This is a genomic window from Segeticoccus rhizosphaerae, from assembly GCF_005222685.1.
In the GTDB taxonomy this organism is placed as follows: domain Bacteria; phylum Actinomycetota; class Actinomycetes; order Actinomycetales; family Dermatophilaceae; genus Segeticoccus; species Segeticoccus rhizosphaerae.
Genome location: NZ_SWMA01000001.1, coordinates 108,480 through 126,139 on the forward strand (window position 1 = coordinate 108,480; position 17,660 = coordinate 126,139).

11 protein-coding genes are annotated in these 17,660 nt (G+C 68.0%); 6 read left to right on the forward strand and 5 right to left on the reverse strand.

Going from position 1 to position 17,660, the window contains the following annotated elements; all coding sequences use genetic code 11:
• Positions 1 to 240: 240 nt before the first annotated feature.
• Both FCN22_RS00475 and FCN22_RS00480 read left to right on the forward strand, forming a co-directional pair.
• Positions 241 to 2,775, forward strand: coding sequence for a glycosyltransferase (locus tag FCN22_RS00475; protein ID WP_162308086.1), 2,535 nt, complete (start codon positions 241 to 243; stop codon positions 2,773 to 2,775).
• Between the two features lie 41 nt (positions 2,776 to 2,816).
• Complete coding sequence (locus FCN22_RS00480) at positions 2,817 to 4,913, forward strand: glycosyltransferase family 2 protein (RefSeq protein WP_162308087.1); 2,097 nt, start codon at positions 2,817 to 2,819, stop codon at positions 4,911 to 4,913.
• A 21-nt stretch (positions 4,914 to 4,934) separates the two neighbouring features.
• On the opposite strand, the gene FCN22_RS00485 is transcribed toward FCN22_RS00480, so the two are convergent.
• On the reverse strand, positions 4,935 to 5,690 hold the full coding sequence (locus FCN22_RS00485; protein ID WP_202911324.1) for a class I SAM-dependent methyltransferase: 756 nt from the start codon (positions 5,688 to 5,690) through the stop codon (positions 4,935 to 4,937).
• 217 nt (positions 5,691 to 5,907) lie between these two features.
• Here FCN22_RS00485 and FCN22_RS00490 point away from each other — a divergent pair, with 217 nt between their 5' ends.
• Positions 5,908 to 6,735 carry a sulfotransferase gene (locus FCN22_RS00490; RefSeq protein WP_137119569.1) on the forward strand — a complete coding sequence of 276 codons (828 nt, stop codon included), beginning with the start codon at positions 5,908 to 5,910 and terminating at the stop codon, positions 6,733 to 6,735.
• On the opposite strand, the gene FCN22_RS00495 is transcribed toward FCN22_RS00490, so the two are convergent.
• The 4 genes from FCN22_RS00495 to FCN22_RS00510 all read right to left on the reverse strand — a co-directional run bounded on the left by FCN22_RS00495 (position 6,729) and on the right by FCN22_RS00510 (position 12,294).
• Entirely contained in the window at positions 6,729 to 8,021 is a 1,293-nt protein-coding gene (locus FCN22_RS00495) for a LicD family protein (protein WP_137119570.1), read from the reverse strand. The two genes, FCN22_RS00490 and FCN22_RS00495, sit on opposite strands and share 7 nt — an antisense overlap.
• 4 nt (positions 8,022 to 8,025) lie before the next feature.
• Entirely contained in the window at positions 8,026 to 8,679 is a 654-nt protein-coding gene (locus FCN22_RS00500; RefSeq protein WP_137119571.1) for a class I SAM-dependent methyltransferase, read from the reverse strand.
• A 65-nt stretch (positions 8,680 to 8,744) separates the two neighbouring features.
• Complete coding sequence (locus FCN22_RS00505) at positions 8,745 to 9,839, reverse strand: sulfotransferase family protein (RefSeq protein ID WP_137119572.1); 1,095 nt, start codon at positions 9,837 to 9,839, stop codon at positions 8,745 to 8,747.
• Positions 9,832 to 12,294: a glycosyltransferase gene (locus FCN22_RS00510; RefSeq protein WP_137119573.1), complete on the reverse strand. Its 2,463-nt coding sequence runs from the start codon at positions 12,292 to 12,294 to the stop codon at positions 9,832 to 9,834. Before FCN22_RS00510 ends, FCN22_RS00505 begins: the two co-directional genes overlap by 8 nt.
• Before the next feature lie 113 nt (positions 12,295 to 12,407).
• On the opposite strand from FCN22_RS00510, the gene FCN22_RS00515 reads away from it, so the two are divergent.
• The 3 genes from FCN22_RS00515 (at position 12,408) to FCN22_RS00525 (ending at position 17,656) form a co-directional block, all read left to right on the forward strand.
• Complete coding sequence (locus FCN22_RS00515; protein WP_137119574.1) at positions 12,408 to 15,230, forward strand: bifunctional glycosyltransferase/CDP-glycerol:glycerophosphate glycerophosphotransferase; 2,823 nt, start codon at positions 12,408 to 12,410, stop codon at positions 15,228 to 15,230.
• A 2-nt stretch (positions 15,231 to 15,232) separates the two neighbouring features.
• Positions 15,233 to 16,381, forward strand: coding sequence for a glycosyltransferase (locus tag FCN22_RS00520; RefSeq protein WP_137119575.1), 1,149 nt, complete (start codon positions 15,233 to 15,235; stop codon positions 16,379 to 16,381).
• Positions 16,382 to 16,468: 87 nt separating this feature from the next.
• Positions 16,469 to 17,656, forward strand: coding sequence for a sulfotransferase family protein (locus FCN22_RS00525; protein WP_137119576.1), 1,188 nt, complete (start codon positions 16,469 to 16,471; stop codon positions 17,654 to 17,656).
• The last annotated feature ends 4 nt before the right edge of the window (positions 17,657 to 17,660 follow it).

A 17,660-nucleotide genomic window follows, 5' to 3' on the forward strand; every position in this document is an offset into this window, starting at 1 on the left:
CTGCACCCACTGTCGTGGCGCCATCACGGAGTCTAAGGCCGCCCGACATTCGCGGGATCAGGTCGACGCGTCGTCAGGCGGGCCGCGTGCGTGTTCGGGACGGTGCTGCTGCCTTGGAACGGCCTGAGAGCTCGGTGGTGGATGCCGGCCCTCGCGGTTAGGTTGGAACGAAGATGCGGAGAGGGCACCATGCACATTCCGTCCCCGACCCGGGTTCGCGTTCGGCGCTTTGTTCGAAAGGTGCGCAAGACGGGAACCTTCGAGTGGCAGAACTTCTGGCGCTCGCGACCGATCCAGGACGACACGGTCCTGTATGAGTCCTTCGCGGGCAACGGCATGCTGTGCAACCCGGAGGCCATCTTCCGGGAGCTACGGTCGGATCCGGGCTTCGCACACCTCAAGCACGTCTGGGTCCTGTCCGACCCTGAGCGCTACCGCTCGACCACGGCCCGGTTTGCCCACGACGGCAGCGTCACCTTTGTCCGGCGTCACTCGGCCGCGTACTTCAGGGCTCTGGCGACCAGCAAGTACCTCATCAACAACGCCACGTTCCCGTGGGAGTTCTGCAAGCGGGAGGGCCAGGTCTACCTGAACACCTGGCACGGCACACCGCTCAAGACCATGGGCTACGACTCGCCCGAGGGGGGCCGGGGGGCGACCAACGTCGTGCGCAACCTTCTGATGGCCGATTTCCTGCTCTCCTCAGGCCCGTTCATGACCCAGCGGATGTATCAGGACGGCTTCCGCCTGACCAACCTCTTTCGCGGCCGCATCGTCACCGAAGGTTTTCCGCGGGTCGACGAGCAGTTCCTCACCGACCTGGAATCAGCCAACCTCCGCCAGCGGCTGAGGGACTCCGGTCTCGAGGTCGGGGAGACGGACCGACTGGTCCTCTTCGTCCCCACCTGGCGCGGGACCTCCTTCCACGCCCCTACCAACGATGTGGCTCTCCTCGGAGAACAGGTTCGGGCCGTCAGGGCCGGACTACCGACGGGACACCAGGTCCTGCTCAAGGTGCATCAACAGGTCTATGGCTTCGCCCTCGAGCATCCGGACCTCGCAGACATCCTGGTCCCCAACGAGATCCCCACCAACCAGGTCCTCGGCCTCACCGATGTCCTGGTGACCGACTACTCGAGCGCCTTCTTCGACTTCCTGGCAACCGGACGGCCCGTCATCTTCTTCACCCCCGACCCGGGGCGGTTCGGGGAGCGCGGCATCTACCTGGACGTGGAGCAGCTCCCGGGACCGACAGCGCGGACCGTCCCGGAGCTCATCCGCCTCATCCGGGCGGTCGGAACCCACGAGACACCAGATCCCGAAGTCACCCACCGAGAGGTCTACGCCTGCGCCCGACAGCGCTTCGCCGCCGGCGACGACGGGTCGAGCGCGAAGCGGGTGATCGATGTCGTGTTCAGGGGAAGCGCTCGACATGATGTCGCACCGCTGAGCCCCGACGGTCGGGAGTCGATCGTGATCTACCTCGGAGGACTGCGGTTCAACGGCATCACGGCATCGGCGCTCAACCTGCTGGCGAACATCGACCACGACCGCTTCGACGTCACGGCCTTTTATGCCGAACCCGACGACCTCGAGCGCCGACACAACGAGGCGAGGATCGACCCGCGCGTGAGAGTCTTCCCGCGTGTCGGGGGCATCGTCCCCAGCAAGAAGGACCGCTGGAACCGCCGACGCCTCCAGACGATCGGTGTCGATGCTCCACGGCTGGACCTCGACTCCATGAGAGCCGTCTTCGGCCAGGAGTGGCGGCGCTGTTTCGGGGAGGCGCGCTTCGACCATGTCATCGACTACAGCGGCTACGCGTCGTACTGGGCCTTCCTGCTCCTCCAGGCGCCGGCCCGGTCGCGTTCCATCTGGCTGCACTCCGATCTGAGATCCGACCAGATGCGAGAAGTCGACGGTCATCGTCCCCACGAGGCCAACCTCCGTGCGGTCTTCTCGATGTATCCCGCGTTTGACCACCTGGTGTCCGTGTCCCCGGCGCTGTGCCGGATGAACGCGACGAACTTGTCGGACGTCGTCGCGAAGGAGAAGCACACCTGGGCACGCAACAGCATCAACGTCGAGCAGATCCTGCGGCTCGGGCGGGGCGTGGATGCCGTCGACCACGGCCGGCCGCCGGCTGTCGTCCTGCCCAACACCCTGTCGGAAGCGATGTCGGCACTGGCACAGCGTTACGGGATCGAGGGTCTGGTGGCCGAGGTGGAGCGCCTGCAGATCGTCGATCGATTCGCGCGTGGGGAACCCGGGGCTTTCACCTTCGTCACCGTGGGGCGGCTCTCCCCGGAGAAGAACGACGACCGTCTGATCGAAGCCTTCGACCTGGTGCGCCAGGAACACCCTCTGGCCAGACTCGTGATCGTGGGAGGGGGCCCGATGCTCGACGGGCTCAAGACGCGAGTTGATCGTCTCGGCCTCTCCGAGGTCGTGACGATCGCCGGCCAGCAGGCCAACCCGTACGCCATCATGGCGCAGTGCGACTGCTTCGTGCTCTCGAGCGACTACGAGGGACATCCGATGGTCTTCCTCGAGGCCAGGGTTCTTGGCCTGCCCATCGTCAGCACGGACTTCCCCTCGATCAACGGCGCGCTGCCGGAAGGAGCCGGTCTGGTGGTCAGCCGAGACACACAAGCCCTGGCCGCGGGCATGCGCAGTGCGCTGGCCGGTGAGGTGCCCACCAAGCCCTTCGACGCCGCCGCCTACAACGCCGAAGTCATCGCGGAGTTCTACTCCGCCATCGGAGCCCGCACGTGAGCGGGGCGGAGGCCGGTCCGGCGCAACCAGCGAAGGTGAAGGTGAGCGTCGTCGTGCCGGTCTTCAACCCCGGCGGACACATCGACCCGCTGATCCGGTCGTTGGCAGAGCAGACGATGCCGGCCTCGGACTTCGAGACGATCTTCGTGGATGACGGGTCGACCGACGACACCCCGGGCAAGCTGGACCGGTTGGCCGCGTCCACACCGAATGTCAGGGTGATCCACACCCCGGGCTCCGGATGGTCGGGCAGACCACGCAACATCGGCATCGACGCGGCCGAGGGTGAGTACGTCCAGCTCGTCGACCACGACGACGAGTTGGGCACGGAGGCGTTGGAGCGGCTGTACGCCTATGCGGTGGCGAACGGGTCGGACGTCGTCGTGGGCAAGGAGGTGCGCAAGGGCGGTGCCTGGCACGTGGCGCCCCTCTTTGACAAGAACCGTCCTCGAGCCACCTTCGGGAAGGACCCGCTGGTGGGCATCATGACGCCACACAAGATGTTCCGGCGGGAGTTCCTGAACGAACACCACATCAGGTTCTTCGAGGGGCCGCGGCGAATGGAGGACCACCCCTTCGTCCTGGAGGCGTTCTTCTGCGCCGACGTGATCTCGGTGCTGTCGGACTACCCCGTCTACTACTGGCACCGGCGCGCAGACCGCGGCAACGCGGGAGCGCGGGCCTACGAGTGGGCCGACTTCTACGTCTACCTGCGGGACACCCTCGACGTCATCGAGCGCTACACCGAGCCGGGGGATCTCCGGGACCGGCTGCTGGCCTTCTACTACGACAGCAAGGGGCTCGGCTGGCTGACCCGGTCGGTGCCGCACCGGACGCCCGCGGAGTTGCGCAAGCACTTCGATGCGCTGCGGGAGCTGGCGCAGGAGCGCTTCCCGCCCTCGGTGGACATCCACCTGCACGGCATGGCCCGGGCGCGTTCCCAGCTCCTTCGGGCCGGTGACTTCGAGGGCCTGGTCGCGCTGGGAGCCGTCGAGTCGACCATCGGGGTCCACCAGGAGCTGGTCGAGATCGAGGTCGTCGACGACACGTTTCGGGTGCGAGCCATCACCGGCCTGTGCTACGGAGACGGCTCACCGTTGGAGTTCCAGGTCGACGGTGGGCGGACCTGGTGGCGGCCTCCGATCGAGCTCGGCTCGCCGGTGTCCCACGACGTCCTCGACTTCAGCGCGGTCCACGGCCGGCGGCGCATCGAGCTCGCCCTGCGCAATCGCCGTTCCCACGACGTCCACCTGATCAGCGGGGACGCAGAGCAGATGACGGAGGAAGCACCCGGCATCCTTCCCTTCACCTTCGAGACGGTCTTCGAGCTCGACCCCGAGACCGTTGCCGGCGGGCAACCGTTGGAGCCCGCCGTCTACGACGTCTTCGTGCGGGTGACCTGCTCACCGTGGCGGAGGCAGGCACCGCTGCAGAGCCTCCCCGGGGCGCCCCAGCGGCGGCCCTTGAGCAGAGGGTCGCGGGCGACCCACAGCGTCGTGCCTTTCACCACGCCGAGCGGGCGGGTCGCGCTCGACGTCGACCACCAGACCCTCATCGACCAGGAGGCGGAGATGAACGACCGTGAGGCGACCTCGACCGGCGGCAACGGCCCCGGGCCCAAGGACCAGGCTGTCGTGGTGGAGGTGACCTCCAGCTATGCGCGGCGCTCTGCTGACCAGGTGCGTCTCGTGCTGCACCTGCCCGGGGCGGGGACGAGCGATGGACAACGGGCCCGGGTGCGTCTTCAGCGCGCACAGAGCGCCGTGACGGGTGACGCCACGGTCACCGGCGCCATAGGCGGGATCCGCGTCGAGGCAGGGCTGCCGGCCGACCGTCTGCCGTCCGGTACCTGGAGCATCGCCGTCAGCCTCGGCCAGGGTGAACGCTTCCAGCGAGTGCAGGCACGCCTGCTCACGAGCACGACCCGGCCCGTAGCGCTCCTGACCGGCTCCGCGCCCCGCGGATCGGCCTCGGCAGGAAGCGGGCACGTCGCGCAACCACCCAAGGCTCCCGGTCACCCCGATTGGATGCGTCGCGCCGGTCGGCAGGTCGAGCGGGCGCTCGGTGTGCTGCCGCCGGCACAGGCCGCACGCTGCCGCAAGGCACTCCGCGCGACGGCGCGCCGAGTGCTCGGCTGAACACCGCGCTGCGCCCAGCGTTCAGTCCGGTGTGCGCAGGCCTGCCGAGGCCAGCACCCGTCGCACTTCGGGGGCCGCCCGTCCCGCTGGCAGTTGGCGCAGCCGTCGGAGGTCGGGCCAGACCGGTGCTGCGAGGAAATGCGCGGGGTCCATGGCACGGGTGCGCCGCAGCACCTCCTCCGGCACGGTCTGGGGATCCGGGACGACATACTCCTCGACGACATCGTCATACGCATCGATCAGCGCGTTCGACGAGGCGTCCGGAGCGAGGAGCACGAGCGTGCCGGTCGGAGCGGTGTCCATCTCCAGGCACACGAGGTCGGGCCGCAGGGCGCGCACCGTCGACACGACCTTGTAGACGTCGCCTGCCCAGGCCCGCCGCTTCTTGGCGGCCTCACGCCCGCGGCCGGCCTCGTCGACGTGCCGGGGCAACATGTCGTCCAGCACGATGACGCTCGCCGGGTGGGTGTGCCGTTCCACGTTGATGAGGTCACGCAGGGCGTACTCCGACAGGTGCATCCCATCGATGAAGGCCAGGTCGATGACCGGCTCGGGGAAGTGCGCCAACGGCGCCTTCCTCGCGAAGAACTCGTCGCTGGTGGACCGCACCAGCTGAAGGTCACAGGAGATCTCGTTGATGACCGAGAAGGCAGGGTCGACGCCGATCGTCGAGGTTCGCGACAGCGTGATGCTGCGGCCCGTCTGGACGCCGATCTCCAGGTAGGTGCGCGGCCTCAGCAGCTCGTGCAGCCTGCTCAAGAGTTCATGGCGCAGCACGGAGTACTCCTGTCGTGTCTTCCCGAAGGCTCGGAACTCCTCGTCGGTCAGCCTATCCGTCTCGGCGGGAGTCGCCGTGGCGGCGGCTCACGGAGGTCGCGCCCCGCCATGGATCATCGAGTGCCAGCATGGGAAGGCGAGAGTGTGGCACCCTCGAGGGAGTCGACCATCTTCGCTGTTGTCCTGCAGCGATCCGAACTGCGGAGGTTCCTCGGCCATGAGCCGCTCGCTGACGTCCCGCGCCGCGCTCATGGTGCCTTCGCTGCGACGGGTGCTCGAGGACCGCGATGCCACCCGGGCCGAGTGCAAGGCCCTCCGCAAACGGGCTGAGCGGCTGGGGAGGGAGCGCGACGCGCTGCGCCGACAGTACGAGGTGCTCCTCGAGGCCGACACGAGCCGGTGGAACCAGCTGCGCTACGTCTTCATCGCCACCTACGGCCGTTCCGGATCGACCCTGCTCCAGGGGATCCTCAACGCCACGCCCGGCTACCTCATTCGCGGAGAGAACGACAGTGCCCTGTTCCACCTCTTCCGCTATCACCAGCTGGCGACCGAGCGGCGGGATCTGTTGAAGGGGCGCCACCTCACGTCGGCCCATCCCTACTTCGGGATCGACGGGTATCCCGACGAGGTCGCCCTCGCGCAGCTGCGTTCAGTGGCGCTCAAGACGATCCTGCGTCCGGAGCCCGACACGCGAGTCACCGGCGTCAAGGAGATCCGCTGGAACGACCCGCGGGTGCCTCAGTTCGTGGCCTTTCTTCAGCAGGCGTTTCCGGGATCGCGGTTCCTCATCAACACCAGGGACAACGACCAGGTGAGCCGGAGCAAGTGGTGGGCCAAGCGTCCCAATGCCCTGGAGCAGATCCGTGCCCGGGAAGCCAAGCTGCTCGACCTGGCAGCCGTGCTGGGAGACGACGCCTACCACGTGCACTACAACGACTACGTCGCTGACCCCACAGTCCTCGAGGGCATGTTCAGCTGGTTGGGCGAAGACTTCGATCTCGACCGAGTGGCTGCGACTTTGGCCACGCCGCACTCCTACTGACCGGTCGCCTGCTCTCCCGCGATGTCCTCGTAACCCGCGCCCGACCACTGGTGCCGGAAGGCAGGGTCGGGGTTGCGCCACCCTGGGCCGTAGACGGTTTCGAGGTACTGCAGGGGGTTGCGTGGAAGGGGGCACGCGTGGCCGAGCATGGGTCCCTCGGAGGTCGGAAACATCGTCTCCCGGTGGAGCGAGCCGCGGGTGCCGGGGTACCACGAGATCGTGTCCCCCTCGAAGATCCCGACGAAGACGTCCAGCTTCTTGCCCTGGCCGGGCCTCGCCACCTGACGATGGGCGAGATGTCTTCCGGTGGCGGTGTAACCCGCGCTGGAGAGGAAGGCGCTGATCCGCTGATTCGCCTGGGCGAGGGTGGCCGCCTCGTGGGGCTCGAAGGCCACGATGAGGTCGAGGTCGTCGTCGTGCGGGATGAGGTCACCGTCGCGAACCACCGCCAGCACGGCGCCGAAGCCGAAGCAGACGTGCGGCGTGAGCTGACGGAGCCGGTGGGCCACCTCGACGGCCGTGCCCACGTAGTTCCGCTTCTCGTCCTCGGACCAGTAGCGGAACGACCGCTTCACCCCGTGGATGGTCCACTCCAGGCTGCGGGCTCCCAGGATCCCGTGGTTGACCGCTCCACGGACGGCCGCGCGCTCGGCATCGGTGATCCACGGGAGGTGCTGAAGCGCGTTGGATGCTCGTTTGTAGGCGCCGACGCCCATGTCCACGACGATCGCGGCGAGGTCAGCAGTCTCATCGGAGACGGGGTGGAGGCGATAGAGAGCCTGTTGGGCGAGGACGCTGCGCAGCAGCTGGACTCGGGCCCGTCCGTCGTAGACCTTCTGCCACGATCCATCGGCCCCAGCCACGAGCATCTGCATACCGCGTGCCCGCGACGCATTGGGGCTCGTGACGTTGTGCACGGTCACGTGACGGATCCCAACGGGCCGATCGAACGACACCTCGACCCAGGGAGCGGTCTCCAACTCGGTGTGGAAGGCTGCGTCATGGTGCCCGTCGGCCTCGAACAGCGCAGCAGCGGCCGTCCCGGTGGTCCCGGTCCAGGCGCTACTACTCCTCCACGAGGCGTGTGACCGCCAGTTCTCGTCATCGGCCGCCACCTCGATGGCGTGCAGGTGGAAGTACGTCTGACCAGGCACCTGGAGTCGAAGCCTGACGGCGCCGTCGTGGTCCACGGGCACACGCAGGACTCCCTGCGGAGCGAGGAAGTCGAGGTCTGGAAAGGCTGCCCTGACGCCTTGGATCTCCGTCACCAGACGTGCGGGATCCACGGGCTCAGCCTTGGCGCACGAGGAGGCAACGGGCCACGTGGGCGTCGTCCTGCTTGTACTTCGCGAACCCGAATCCCTCGACCGAGTAGGTGGTCCGGAATCCGTGCTCGAACGCGTCAAGCTGGAAGGTGACAGGTTCGAGGAACCGGCGGAAGTGTCGCTCGGTCACCTTCTCGCCCGTCCGGTCGCGCGTGGTGCGGAATTCGACCGCCATGAGGTCGCCGGGCTTCGTCAGGGCGCGGGCACAACGGAAGAAAGCCCGTTCCTCCTGCTCGGTGATGGCGTGCAGGAAGAAGCGCGCGTAGACGACGGTCGCCCCGTCGGCCGGCGGGACCTTGTCGGCGAGCTCGGGGTCGTCGATGCGTGCCGCGACGAAGTCGGCATCGTGCCCGAGGGACTGGGCGTTCTCGTGACAGCGCTTGATCGCTGGTTCGGCGGCGTCGATCCCCACGACCTGGTGCCCCTGGGCAGCGAAGAACATGGCGTCCCGACCGTTTCCACAGCCGAACTCGACGATGCGGTGATGTCGGTCCAGCTCGCCCGCCACGAAGGTGGCGAACTGCGAGGGCAGGCCCGGTCCACTCGCGCGCGCGTAGTACGCGTCCCAGTAGCCAGCGTCGCCCGCCTGCAGGACGGTATCGTCCTTCTCGTCTGGCATCAGGCTGTCTCCCTCCGAGGACGTGACCCGTCCTGCGTCGATGCAGCGTACATCGCGAGAAGTGGTCACCGACGACGGGAGCGCCGCCACGCCGCGACCTCGGCGCGCGTCGCTCTGACAACTCCCCGCCCGAGCGACCCGAGCCCGGTCTCCTCCGCGGCGGAGGTGGCACGGCCCTGTCCCGGTGTGGAGACCTCCCCGGCCTCGATCTCCTTGCGGATACGCCTTTCGGCAGCCCGGACCCGACGCTGGATCTCGTCATGGGAGAGCGCGACCGCGTCCTTGTACATCGTGCCGTAGGTGGCTCGCAGCCGGTCCAGCTCGGTCAGCGCGGCTGCATCGAGGTCAGTGGACCCCGACGCGTGCCCGGCCAGGATCTGCCAGGCCCCCTCGGCCAGGTCGACCAGCTGTTGAGGGGCGGACACGTTCGTCCAGTCGGCCCGTATCCGGTGCAGGCCGGGGTCGATGAAGTCGTCGACCGCGTGCGGCTCGGTGCTGCGGAGAACGCGCTCGTCGAGACCGAGGTCGAGGGTGTCCGAGATGCGAAGGAGCGTGCCACGCCAGTCGGTGAGCAACTCGTCATACAGGGCAAAGGTCCGGCGATGGCCGCGCGAGGTGTGCTCGTTGACGGTGGTGGCATTGAACCATCCTGCGACCAGGCTGATCTCACGGTCGGCTCGTTGTCGCGCGTTCTTGCCGCCGTAGTAGGTGGTGCGGCTGCCGACGACCTCGGCGGGGTGACGGAGCATGGTCAAGAAGGTGGGCTCGACGCCGACGGAACGCGCTGCCCCTACCCACAGATCACGGAACCAGAAGGCGCGGGGGTCCTTGATGACGAGGTGCGGCTGCTCGAACGCCTTCTCGAGCCAGGTCGTCAGCGTGGCCTGGGGCCTGCGCCCCTTGCAGACCTTGTCGACGAGCGACGGCGCGTCGGGACGGGAGTCCATCGTGTTGACGCTCGCACGGCGCAGATGACGCTTGTGGAAGTTGATCACCCAGAGCGGCTCGTAGTGTCCCCGCGGATTGGCCTCGGTGGCGCCCATGACTGGCGGCGGCACGGTGTAGCCGAGCCGCGTGAGGGCGCCGGCCACCATGCTGGTGCCGCTGCGGCCGGCGCCAGTGACGATGACCAGCCTTCGTGCGGTCTTGGGATCAGTCATGTTTGCGCGCCTCGGTGACGCCGCAGATGACCGTGCGGAAGCGGTCGAGGGCGTCGCTGTTGTGCTGGTCCGCGTCGAAGGATGGGTGAGGGACCGTGCCCTCGAGAGCACGTCGCATCCCTTCGGCCACTCCGTCGGCGCTGGGCGGAACGACCACCCCCACGCCTTCGGGGAGGACCCCGCGGACGGAGGGGTAATCGGTGCTCACCACCGGGAGGTCCAGGACCCTGGCTTCGAGAGTGACCACGGAGTGGCCCTCGTAGTCGCTGGAGACGATGAGAGCGCACGCGGTGTGCATCATGGCGTAGGGATTGTCGACCCTGCCGGTGAAGGCGACGCTGGAGCTCAGCCCGAGCTCGTCGACCAGAGCGGCCAGCTGAGCACGAAGCGGCCCGTCGCCGACGATCAGGAGACGCGCCTCCGGGTGATCCTGGTGGACCTGCTGGAACGCCCGGATGAGCCTCACGTGGTTCTTCTCCGGCGACAGCCTCCCGACGCTCACGAAGATCCGGTCTTGCGCGCCGGCAAGGCCTGGGCGGTCCTCCACCGCCTCCGACGCAAGGCGCCTGATCCGGTCGGCATCGATGACGTTGGGCACCCAGGTGAACTTCTCGGGTGCGGCCATGCCACTCAGGTTGCGTCGGTTGACCTCGTTCAGCAACTCCGAGACCGACACCAGGTGGTCGAACGAGCCGTAGAGGGAGGTCACCGCGCCAAGGTTCTCGGCGTGTGGCCTCGCGCCCCCCACCTCCCGTGCCTGGTCAGACCTCATGTCACTGTGCAGCCAGATCGAGTGGCTCTTGGCGGGCCCCTGCAGGGACAGGTAGGCCCAGACCGGTGCATAGCCGCTGAAGTCGATGATGTGGTCGAAGCGGATCTCGCCGAAACAACGCCGCCACTCCTCCTGGAACATCCGTTGCGCCACGGACAGGTCAAGGCCCGGCGCCTGGATTCCGCGCCGCAGCAGGCTCACCCGGTGGCGGCGGTCGCGTTTGCTGCTGGTCATGGACCCGACACTCGGGAAGAGGCGGACGGACATCGGCAGAAGCTCTGCGGTCTGCCTCTGCTCGGCCGTCGGCTGGTGGCTGTAGAAGACGGAGACGTCCACCCGCTCAGGGTCGAGCAGCCGCAGGAGGTTCACCGCGGAGGCGGTGATGCCGTTGGGACGCAGGCCGCCGAGGTACATCAAGATCTTCGGGCGGCTGTCGTGCCGGATCCGCGTGACGTGGTGCCTTGCTGCTCCACCACCGAAGACGACGTCGACCACGCGCTCGCTCACCCGCCCGTCGTCGCGTGACGCGAATCGTTCCGCCGCCTTGTGGTAGGCCGAGGCGTGCGTCACCTGCGGGTCGTTGCCTTCTCCGCTGCCCAGGAGGCGGATCGCCTCGGTGAGCTCGCGCGTGGATCGGGTCACCGGGCCGGGCCACTCCTCGAGCGGCAGATAGAGGCCGCGGCCTTCGGTGTAGTCGTCCAGGTCGGGCGTGTGGAAGACGATGGGTCGGCCGGTGGAAAGGAAGTCGAAGAAGATGCTGGAGTAGTCGGTGACCAGCACGTCGGTGCAGGCCAGCACGCGGTTGGTCGGGATGTCGTTCGGCACGAGGACGTCGCGGAAGCCGGCCAGGCCGGCAGCGTGCCGGTGGACCTGCTGGTGCACCTTGAGCAGGACCCGGTGCCCGGGCGGCAGGCCGGCCTGGATCTCCTGGACGCGCCGCCGCAGGCTGGCCACGTCGTCCTGGGGCCGCAGGAAGGACTCGCCGTGCCAGGTCGGGGCGTAGAGGACCACGTGCTCGCCCTCGGCCAGATCCAACCCCGCATCCCTCAGCTCGCGGCGCGCGCTGGGAGCAACCGCCTCGGCCGGCTCCTGCAGGTCGGTCCTGGGCGTCCCCTCCTCGATCACCTGTCCCTCGAACACGTTGTGCAGCCGAAACGCCGACTCGTAGAGCTGCTCGGTCATGAAGCGACTGCCGGAGAGCACGAAGTCGGCGCTGGCCAGGTTGCGGATGATGTTGCGCGTGCCCACCCGGTCGAGTGCGTCATACCCCATCCGCTTGAGCGGCGTGCCGTGCCAGGTGTTGACGTAGACCTGACCGGGTCGCTTCGCGAACTCTGCCGGAAAGGTGGCGTTGTTGATCAGGTAGCCGGCCGTGGCGAGCACACGGTGGTAGGCCAGGGAGCCGTGCCGGACGAAACGCACGCGCGGGTGGGCAGCAAGCTCACGCAACGCTTCGCGGTGTGCTCGCGGATGTGACACCGCCCACACATGATTCAGGTGCTGCTGCTCCGGGTCGGCGAGCAGCGCCCGGAAGATGGCCTCGGGATTGCACAGGACGCCGCTGCCCGAGTAGGCCTCGTAGAGGACGGTGTCAGGCTGGACCGGACGGGTGCGCCAGTAGGCGCGCCACTCGATGGGCCAGGCCTTGGCCACTCTGCGGAGAGCGAGCGTGACTGGGGACACGCCCGCAGATTAACTCACTGGGAGCGCGTTCCCGGCGGGCCTTCTTGCCTCCGTCGGATGAGGGGACCGAGCAAGTACAGTGTCGTGCTGGCAGACCAACCAGCGGAGGTCGGATGAGTGAGTCGGGGGAAGCCAGCCCCGCAGTCAGTGTCGTGGTGATCGTCTACAACGATGCCGAGCGGCTCCCGGTTGCGGTGGACTCCGTGCTTCGTCAGACCCTGCGCAGCCTCGAGGTGATCATCGCCGACGACTGCTCGACCGACGGCACGCCGGAGGTTGCCCGCCAGTTGATGAGCCGGGACTCTCGGGTGCGCTACACGCGACTCCCGGAGAACAGCGGTGGTTGCGGCGCACCGCGCAACGCCGGCATCCAGGTGGCGCGAGCCCCCTACGTCATGTTCCTCGACAGCGACGACCGCTATGAGACGCATGCCTGCAAGAACCTCCTCGAGGCGATCGAGGACACCGGCGCGGACTTCGCCATGGGCCTGGCGCGTCGACAGAACATGGACACCAAGAGCGCGACGCAGTGGTATCCCGAGCTCTTCCGGGAGCGACGGGTCGTCGGCGGCCTGCAGGAGTCCCCGCAGCTCATCTCCGACACGATCTCGGTGAACAAGCTCTACCGCCGCAGCTTCCTCGATGAGCACGAGCTCCGGTTTCCGGTGGACATCCACTACGAGGACCAGTTGTTCACCTATCAGGCGTACAGCTGCGCGACCTCCATCGCGATCATCCCCGAGACGGTCTACATCTGGCGGATCTATCCGTCCCACGGCCAGCAGTCCATCACCCGCAACCGGCACCGGATCGACAACTTCCGCCACCGCCTGGAGGCCAACCGGCGGATCGACGCGTTCGCCCGGGCCAACGTCAACGAGGACCTGCGCCGGGTCAAGGACCTGAAGTTCCTGACCCACGACCTGCGGCTCTACCTCGAGGACTCCATCGGGGGCGACCCCGCCGTGACCCACGAGGTGCTGGACCTCGCCGACCCCTACCTGCGGTCGATCCCCCGGGACCGCTACGACGAGCTGCCCACCGGCCTGCGCGTGGCGTGCGCCATGGCGCTGCGCCACGATGCTGACGGCGTCCGGGGAGCCATGCTCTTCGACCGGCAGAACGTCCTCGGCGGCCGCATCTCCCGGCACGGTGACCGCTGGTTCTGGTCCAGCGCCCAGGGGCCCCCCGGCCCGGACCCACGTTTGGCTCCCGACTCCTGGGAGAACGCCCTCGCGGACGTCACCGGTAGCACGCTCGTCCGGGCCCCGGCGGCGTCCTTCGACATGCTGCACGAGGTCCGGGAGGTGCGCCGGTCCAGCAGAGGGCTGCGCGTGCGCGGTATGACGTTCGACGGACTCGGGAAGCTGGCCGCCGGCGATGACTGGACGCTGTCGCTCTCGCTCGTGCGGCGGGACGCGCCGTCCGAGGCCGTGCAGGTGGCCATGGCCACGTGTTCGGCGGAGGGGGAACGCGGCGAATGGGTCGAGTGGAGCGCGGAGCTGCCGCTGGACTCCCAGGTGTTCAGGATCGACCACCGGGTGCTGTGGGACCTCTGCGTCGAGGTCCGGATCGACGACGCGGCACCGCTGCGACAGGTCGTCCAGTGGCGCTGCGGCGACGCGGAGGTCTCGGCGCCGGTGCGTGGCCCGGGTGGTCGGGTCTTCTCCGACCGACTGCAGGCCTACCGCACCTGGAACGGCCGGTTCGCCCTGCGCACCGTGCTGCGCGGCTGGGTCCGGCTGCGCATCGGGCGCAGGCTGGAACGGCGGCTGAAGCCCTTCCTGCGCAAGAAGGTCGTCCAGCGTTGGAAGCGGGTCGACTCCGCGCGACTGCGCTCCCCGATCTACGACGCGATGCGGCGGCTGCCGCTGGACCCCCGCAGCGTGGTGCTGGAGGCGCACCTCGGCACCATTCACGGTGACAGCCCCAAGTACGTCGGCGAGGCGCTGCGCGAGATCCGCCCCGACCTGCAGCGCACCTGGGTCCTGCCGCGTGGCCACCGGGCGCCCTCTCCGGGGGACCGAGTGGTCCAGCGTGGGACCTACCACTACCTGTTGGCGTTGGCACGGGCGAGCTTCCTCGTGGACAACCAGACCTTCCCGGGCTACTTCCGCAAGCGAGCGGGCCAGCGCTATCTCCAGACCTGGCACGGCATACCCCTGAAGAAGATGGGGATCGACGTCGGTGACTCGGCTCAGCTGACCGCAGAGGCGGCCAGCGGCGACCGGGGAGTGGGCGCGTGGGACCAGCTCGTGGTGCCGTGCCCCTACTTCGAGGACGTCTTCGTCCCCGCGTTCCAGTTCCGCGGTGAGCTGGTGCGCTACGGCACCCCCCGGAATGATCCGCTGGTCACCGGGGCCATCGACCGCACCGACGTCCTGCGCCGGCTCGACATCCCGACAGACAAGAAGGTGGTGCTCTACGCGCCCACCTTCCGGACGGACCAGAACCGTCGGCCGATCAGCCTGCCCTTCAACATCCGACAGTTCGTCGAAGGCCTGGGCCCTGACTGGGTGCTGCTGCTGCGACCTCACTACCTCAACCGGATCCATGTGCCCGGCGGCGTGCGCACGAGCGTCCTCGACGTCTCCGGAGTCGAGGACGTCAACGATCTCTACGTCGCGGCCGACGTCCTGGTCACCGACTACTCGTCCGTGATGTTCGACTACGCCTTGCTGCGCAAACCGATCGTCTACTACACCTACGACTACGAGGAGTACCTCGGCAAGAGAGGGGTCTACTTCGACCTCAAGGACGTTGGCCCCGGTCCCTTCGTGCAGACGACGGACGAGCTGGTCCACGCAGTGCGTGACGCCTTGGCCGACCAGCACCGATATGACCAGGACCTCGAGAAGTTCATCGACCGCTATTGCGGCCGCGAGGACGGGATGGCCTCGCGGCGCGCTGCGCTCGCCCTCCTGGGGAGGGACTGATCGTGCCGAGCAAGCCACCACTGCTCCTGATGTCCAACCACATCGACGGGGTCGGCGGAGTGGAGCGCGTGGCGGACGAACTCGCCAGGGGATTCAGCCGTCGAGGTTACGACGTCTCGCTCATGGGGATCAGGCCGACCGCCGGCGAGCGTGTCTCGTTGGCCGGGCGGCCCTACCACACCGGGTTCCTGTCCGACGAGATGGACGATCCCGCCCCCGGGGGAGCGAAGAGGGGCCCGGCCATGATCGCCTGGCGGCAGAAGCGGGAGCAGCGCCGCCAGGAGGCGGTCGAGAGCCTCCAGAAGACGCTGGGGCACTACACCGAGGGCATCGTGATCTGCATGCAGGTGTGGGTCATGGAACACCTTGCCGACCTGGGCCTCGCAGACGTCATGGCGGCCGGTACTCGGCTCATCGGGCAGTACCACAGCTCGTATGCCGCAGCTCACACGACGGGCGACTACCGCAGGCTGTTTCGTCGTTACCGTGACATCGACAAGTTCGTCCTCCTCACGGACACGGACGCCCGCTTGTTCCAGCAGCAGGACTTCAACAACACGACGGCGATTCCGAACCCGTTGCCTCGTTTCGACGAGCACCCGGGAGGGCCGCGCGAGAACCTGCTGGTCTCGCTGGCCCGCTACCACAAGCCCAAGACCATCGACCACGCGCTGCGCGCGTGGGCCACCATCGCCCCGGAGTTCCCTGAGTGGCGCTTCGAGCTCTACGGCGGCGGTCCGGACCGCGCTGACCTCCAGGACCTCATCGACGACCTCCGGATCGGCGCCTCCGCGCGCTTGATGGGCCCCACCGCTGACGTCGGCCGTGTCCTCTCCCGAGCGAAGCTGCACGTGCTCAGCTCGCAGTACGAGGGGTTGCCCATGGTGCTGGCGGAGGCGATGTCGATGCGAGTTCCGAGCGTGACCTATGACTCCTCACCCGGGGTCCGGGAGATCGTCTCCGACAACATCGACGGGTTCGTCGTCCCGAAGAACTCGGTGGACGAGCTCGCAGAGCGTCTCCGTGAGTTGATGACTCACGAGGGGCTCCGGTCCACGATGGCGACGTCCGGCGTGCGTTCCGCCAGGAGGTACCATCCGGACACCGTCCTGGACTCGTGGGAGCAACTGTTCACCAGGACCCTGCGATGACGGCCGGTTCAACGGCAAGGCAAGCATGCTCACCAGTTCTGTCCGGCCGCGCCTCCGCGCGGGCCCGGCCCAGGGACGGAGGAATTGATGTCCAATGACACGCCCGGTGGTGGCGACCGCCGCACCATGGTCATCGTCACGGGAGCTGGGCGCAGCGGCACCAGTTCGGTTGCGGGCGCGCTCAAGCAGCTCGGCTTCCACGTGCCCCTGCCTGAGGTCCAGGGCAACCAGGCAAATCCCCGTGGGCACTTCGAACCCCGGTGGGTGGTCAACTTCCACGCCAGGTTGTTGGCTGCCGCCGACGTCTTCCTGATGGATGCGCGACCGGAGGCGCTGGACAAGGCGACCGAGGTCGGCGCCCGCCCCAGGATCCGCGCGGAGCTCAAGGCCTGGGTCGATGAGGCCTTCGTGCACCCACGACTGGTGATCAAAGACCCTCGAGCCTTCTGGTTTCGTGACTTGTGGGTGGATGCCGCGCAGTCCGCCGGCGCGGACCTGCGATTCATCACCATGCTGCGGCATCCCGCCGAGTCGGTGGACAGCCGGCTGACCCATTACATGAAGGACCAGGATCCGGCGCGGAGGGCAGCACAGGGCACGACGCACCTGGCCGGGTGGATCAACGCCACGTTGGCAAACGAGCGCACCTCGCGTCCCCATCGCCGGGCGTTCGTGCAGTACTCGGAGCTCATCCAGGACTGGCGGACCACGATGCGCATGGTCCAGGACACCCTGGACCTGCCGTATGACGGCTCGATCACCGGCGGTGAGCACCACCCGATCGATGACTTCATCGACCCTGCGCTCTACCGTGTCAAGGCGACGTGGGATGACCTCGATCTACCCACCTGGCTGCGGGATCAGGGTGAGGAGACGTGGCTGGCGCTCGCCGACGGATCCGACCCCACCCTGCAGGACCCGACAGCCGTGGCACGGCTCGACGAGGTGACGGAGCGTTACGCCAAGTCTCACGCCGAGTGCATGGCCGTGGCCGCCGACGACATCAACGGGGCGGTCCGGGTGGCCCGGCGTCAGACGCGCAAGCTGGTGGCAGCCGAACACAAGAAGGCTCAGGAGGAGGAGGCCCGGCGCAAGGCGGTCGAGGAGGCAGAGCGGGTGCCCGAACCGCCGGTCGCCGCGCCGGTGCCAGCCGCGGCGCCGCGCACCGTCCCGAAGGCGGGAGACCTCCTGACAGCCGCGAGGGCACTGGGCGGCAAGACCGTGCGTCGGGGACGCCGTGTCGCCAGGAGAGCGCTGAAGGCATATCGGCGCTAGCCAG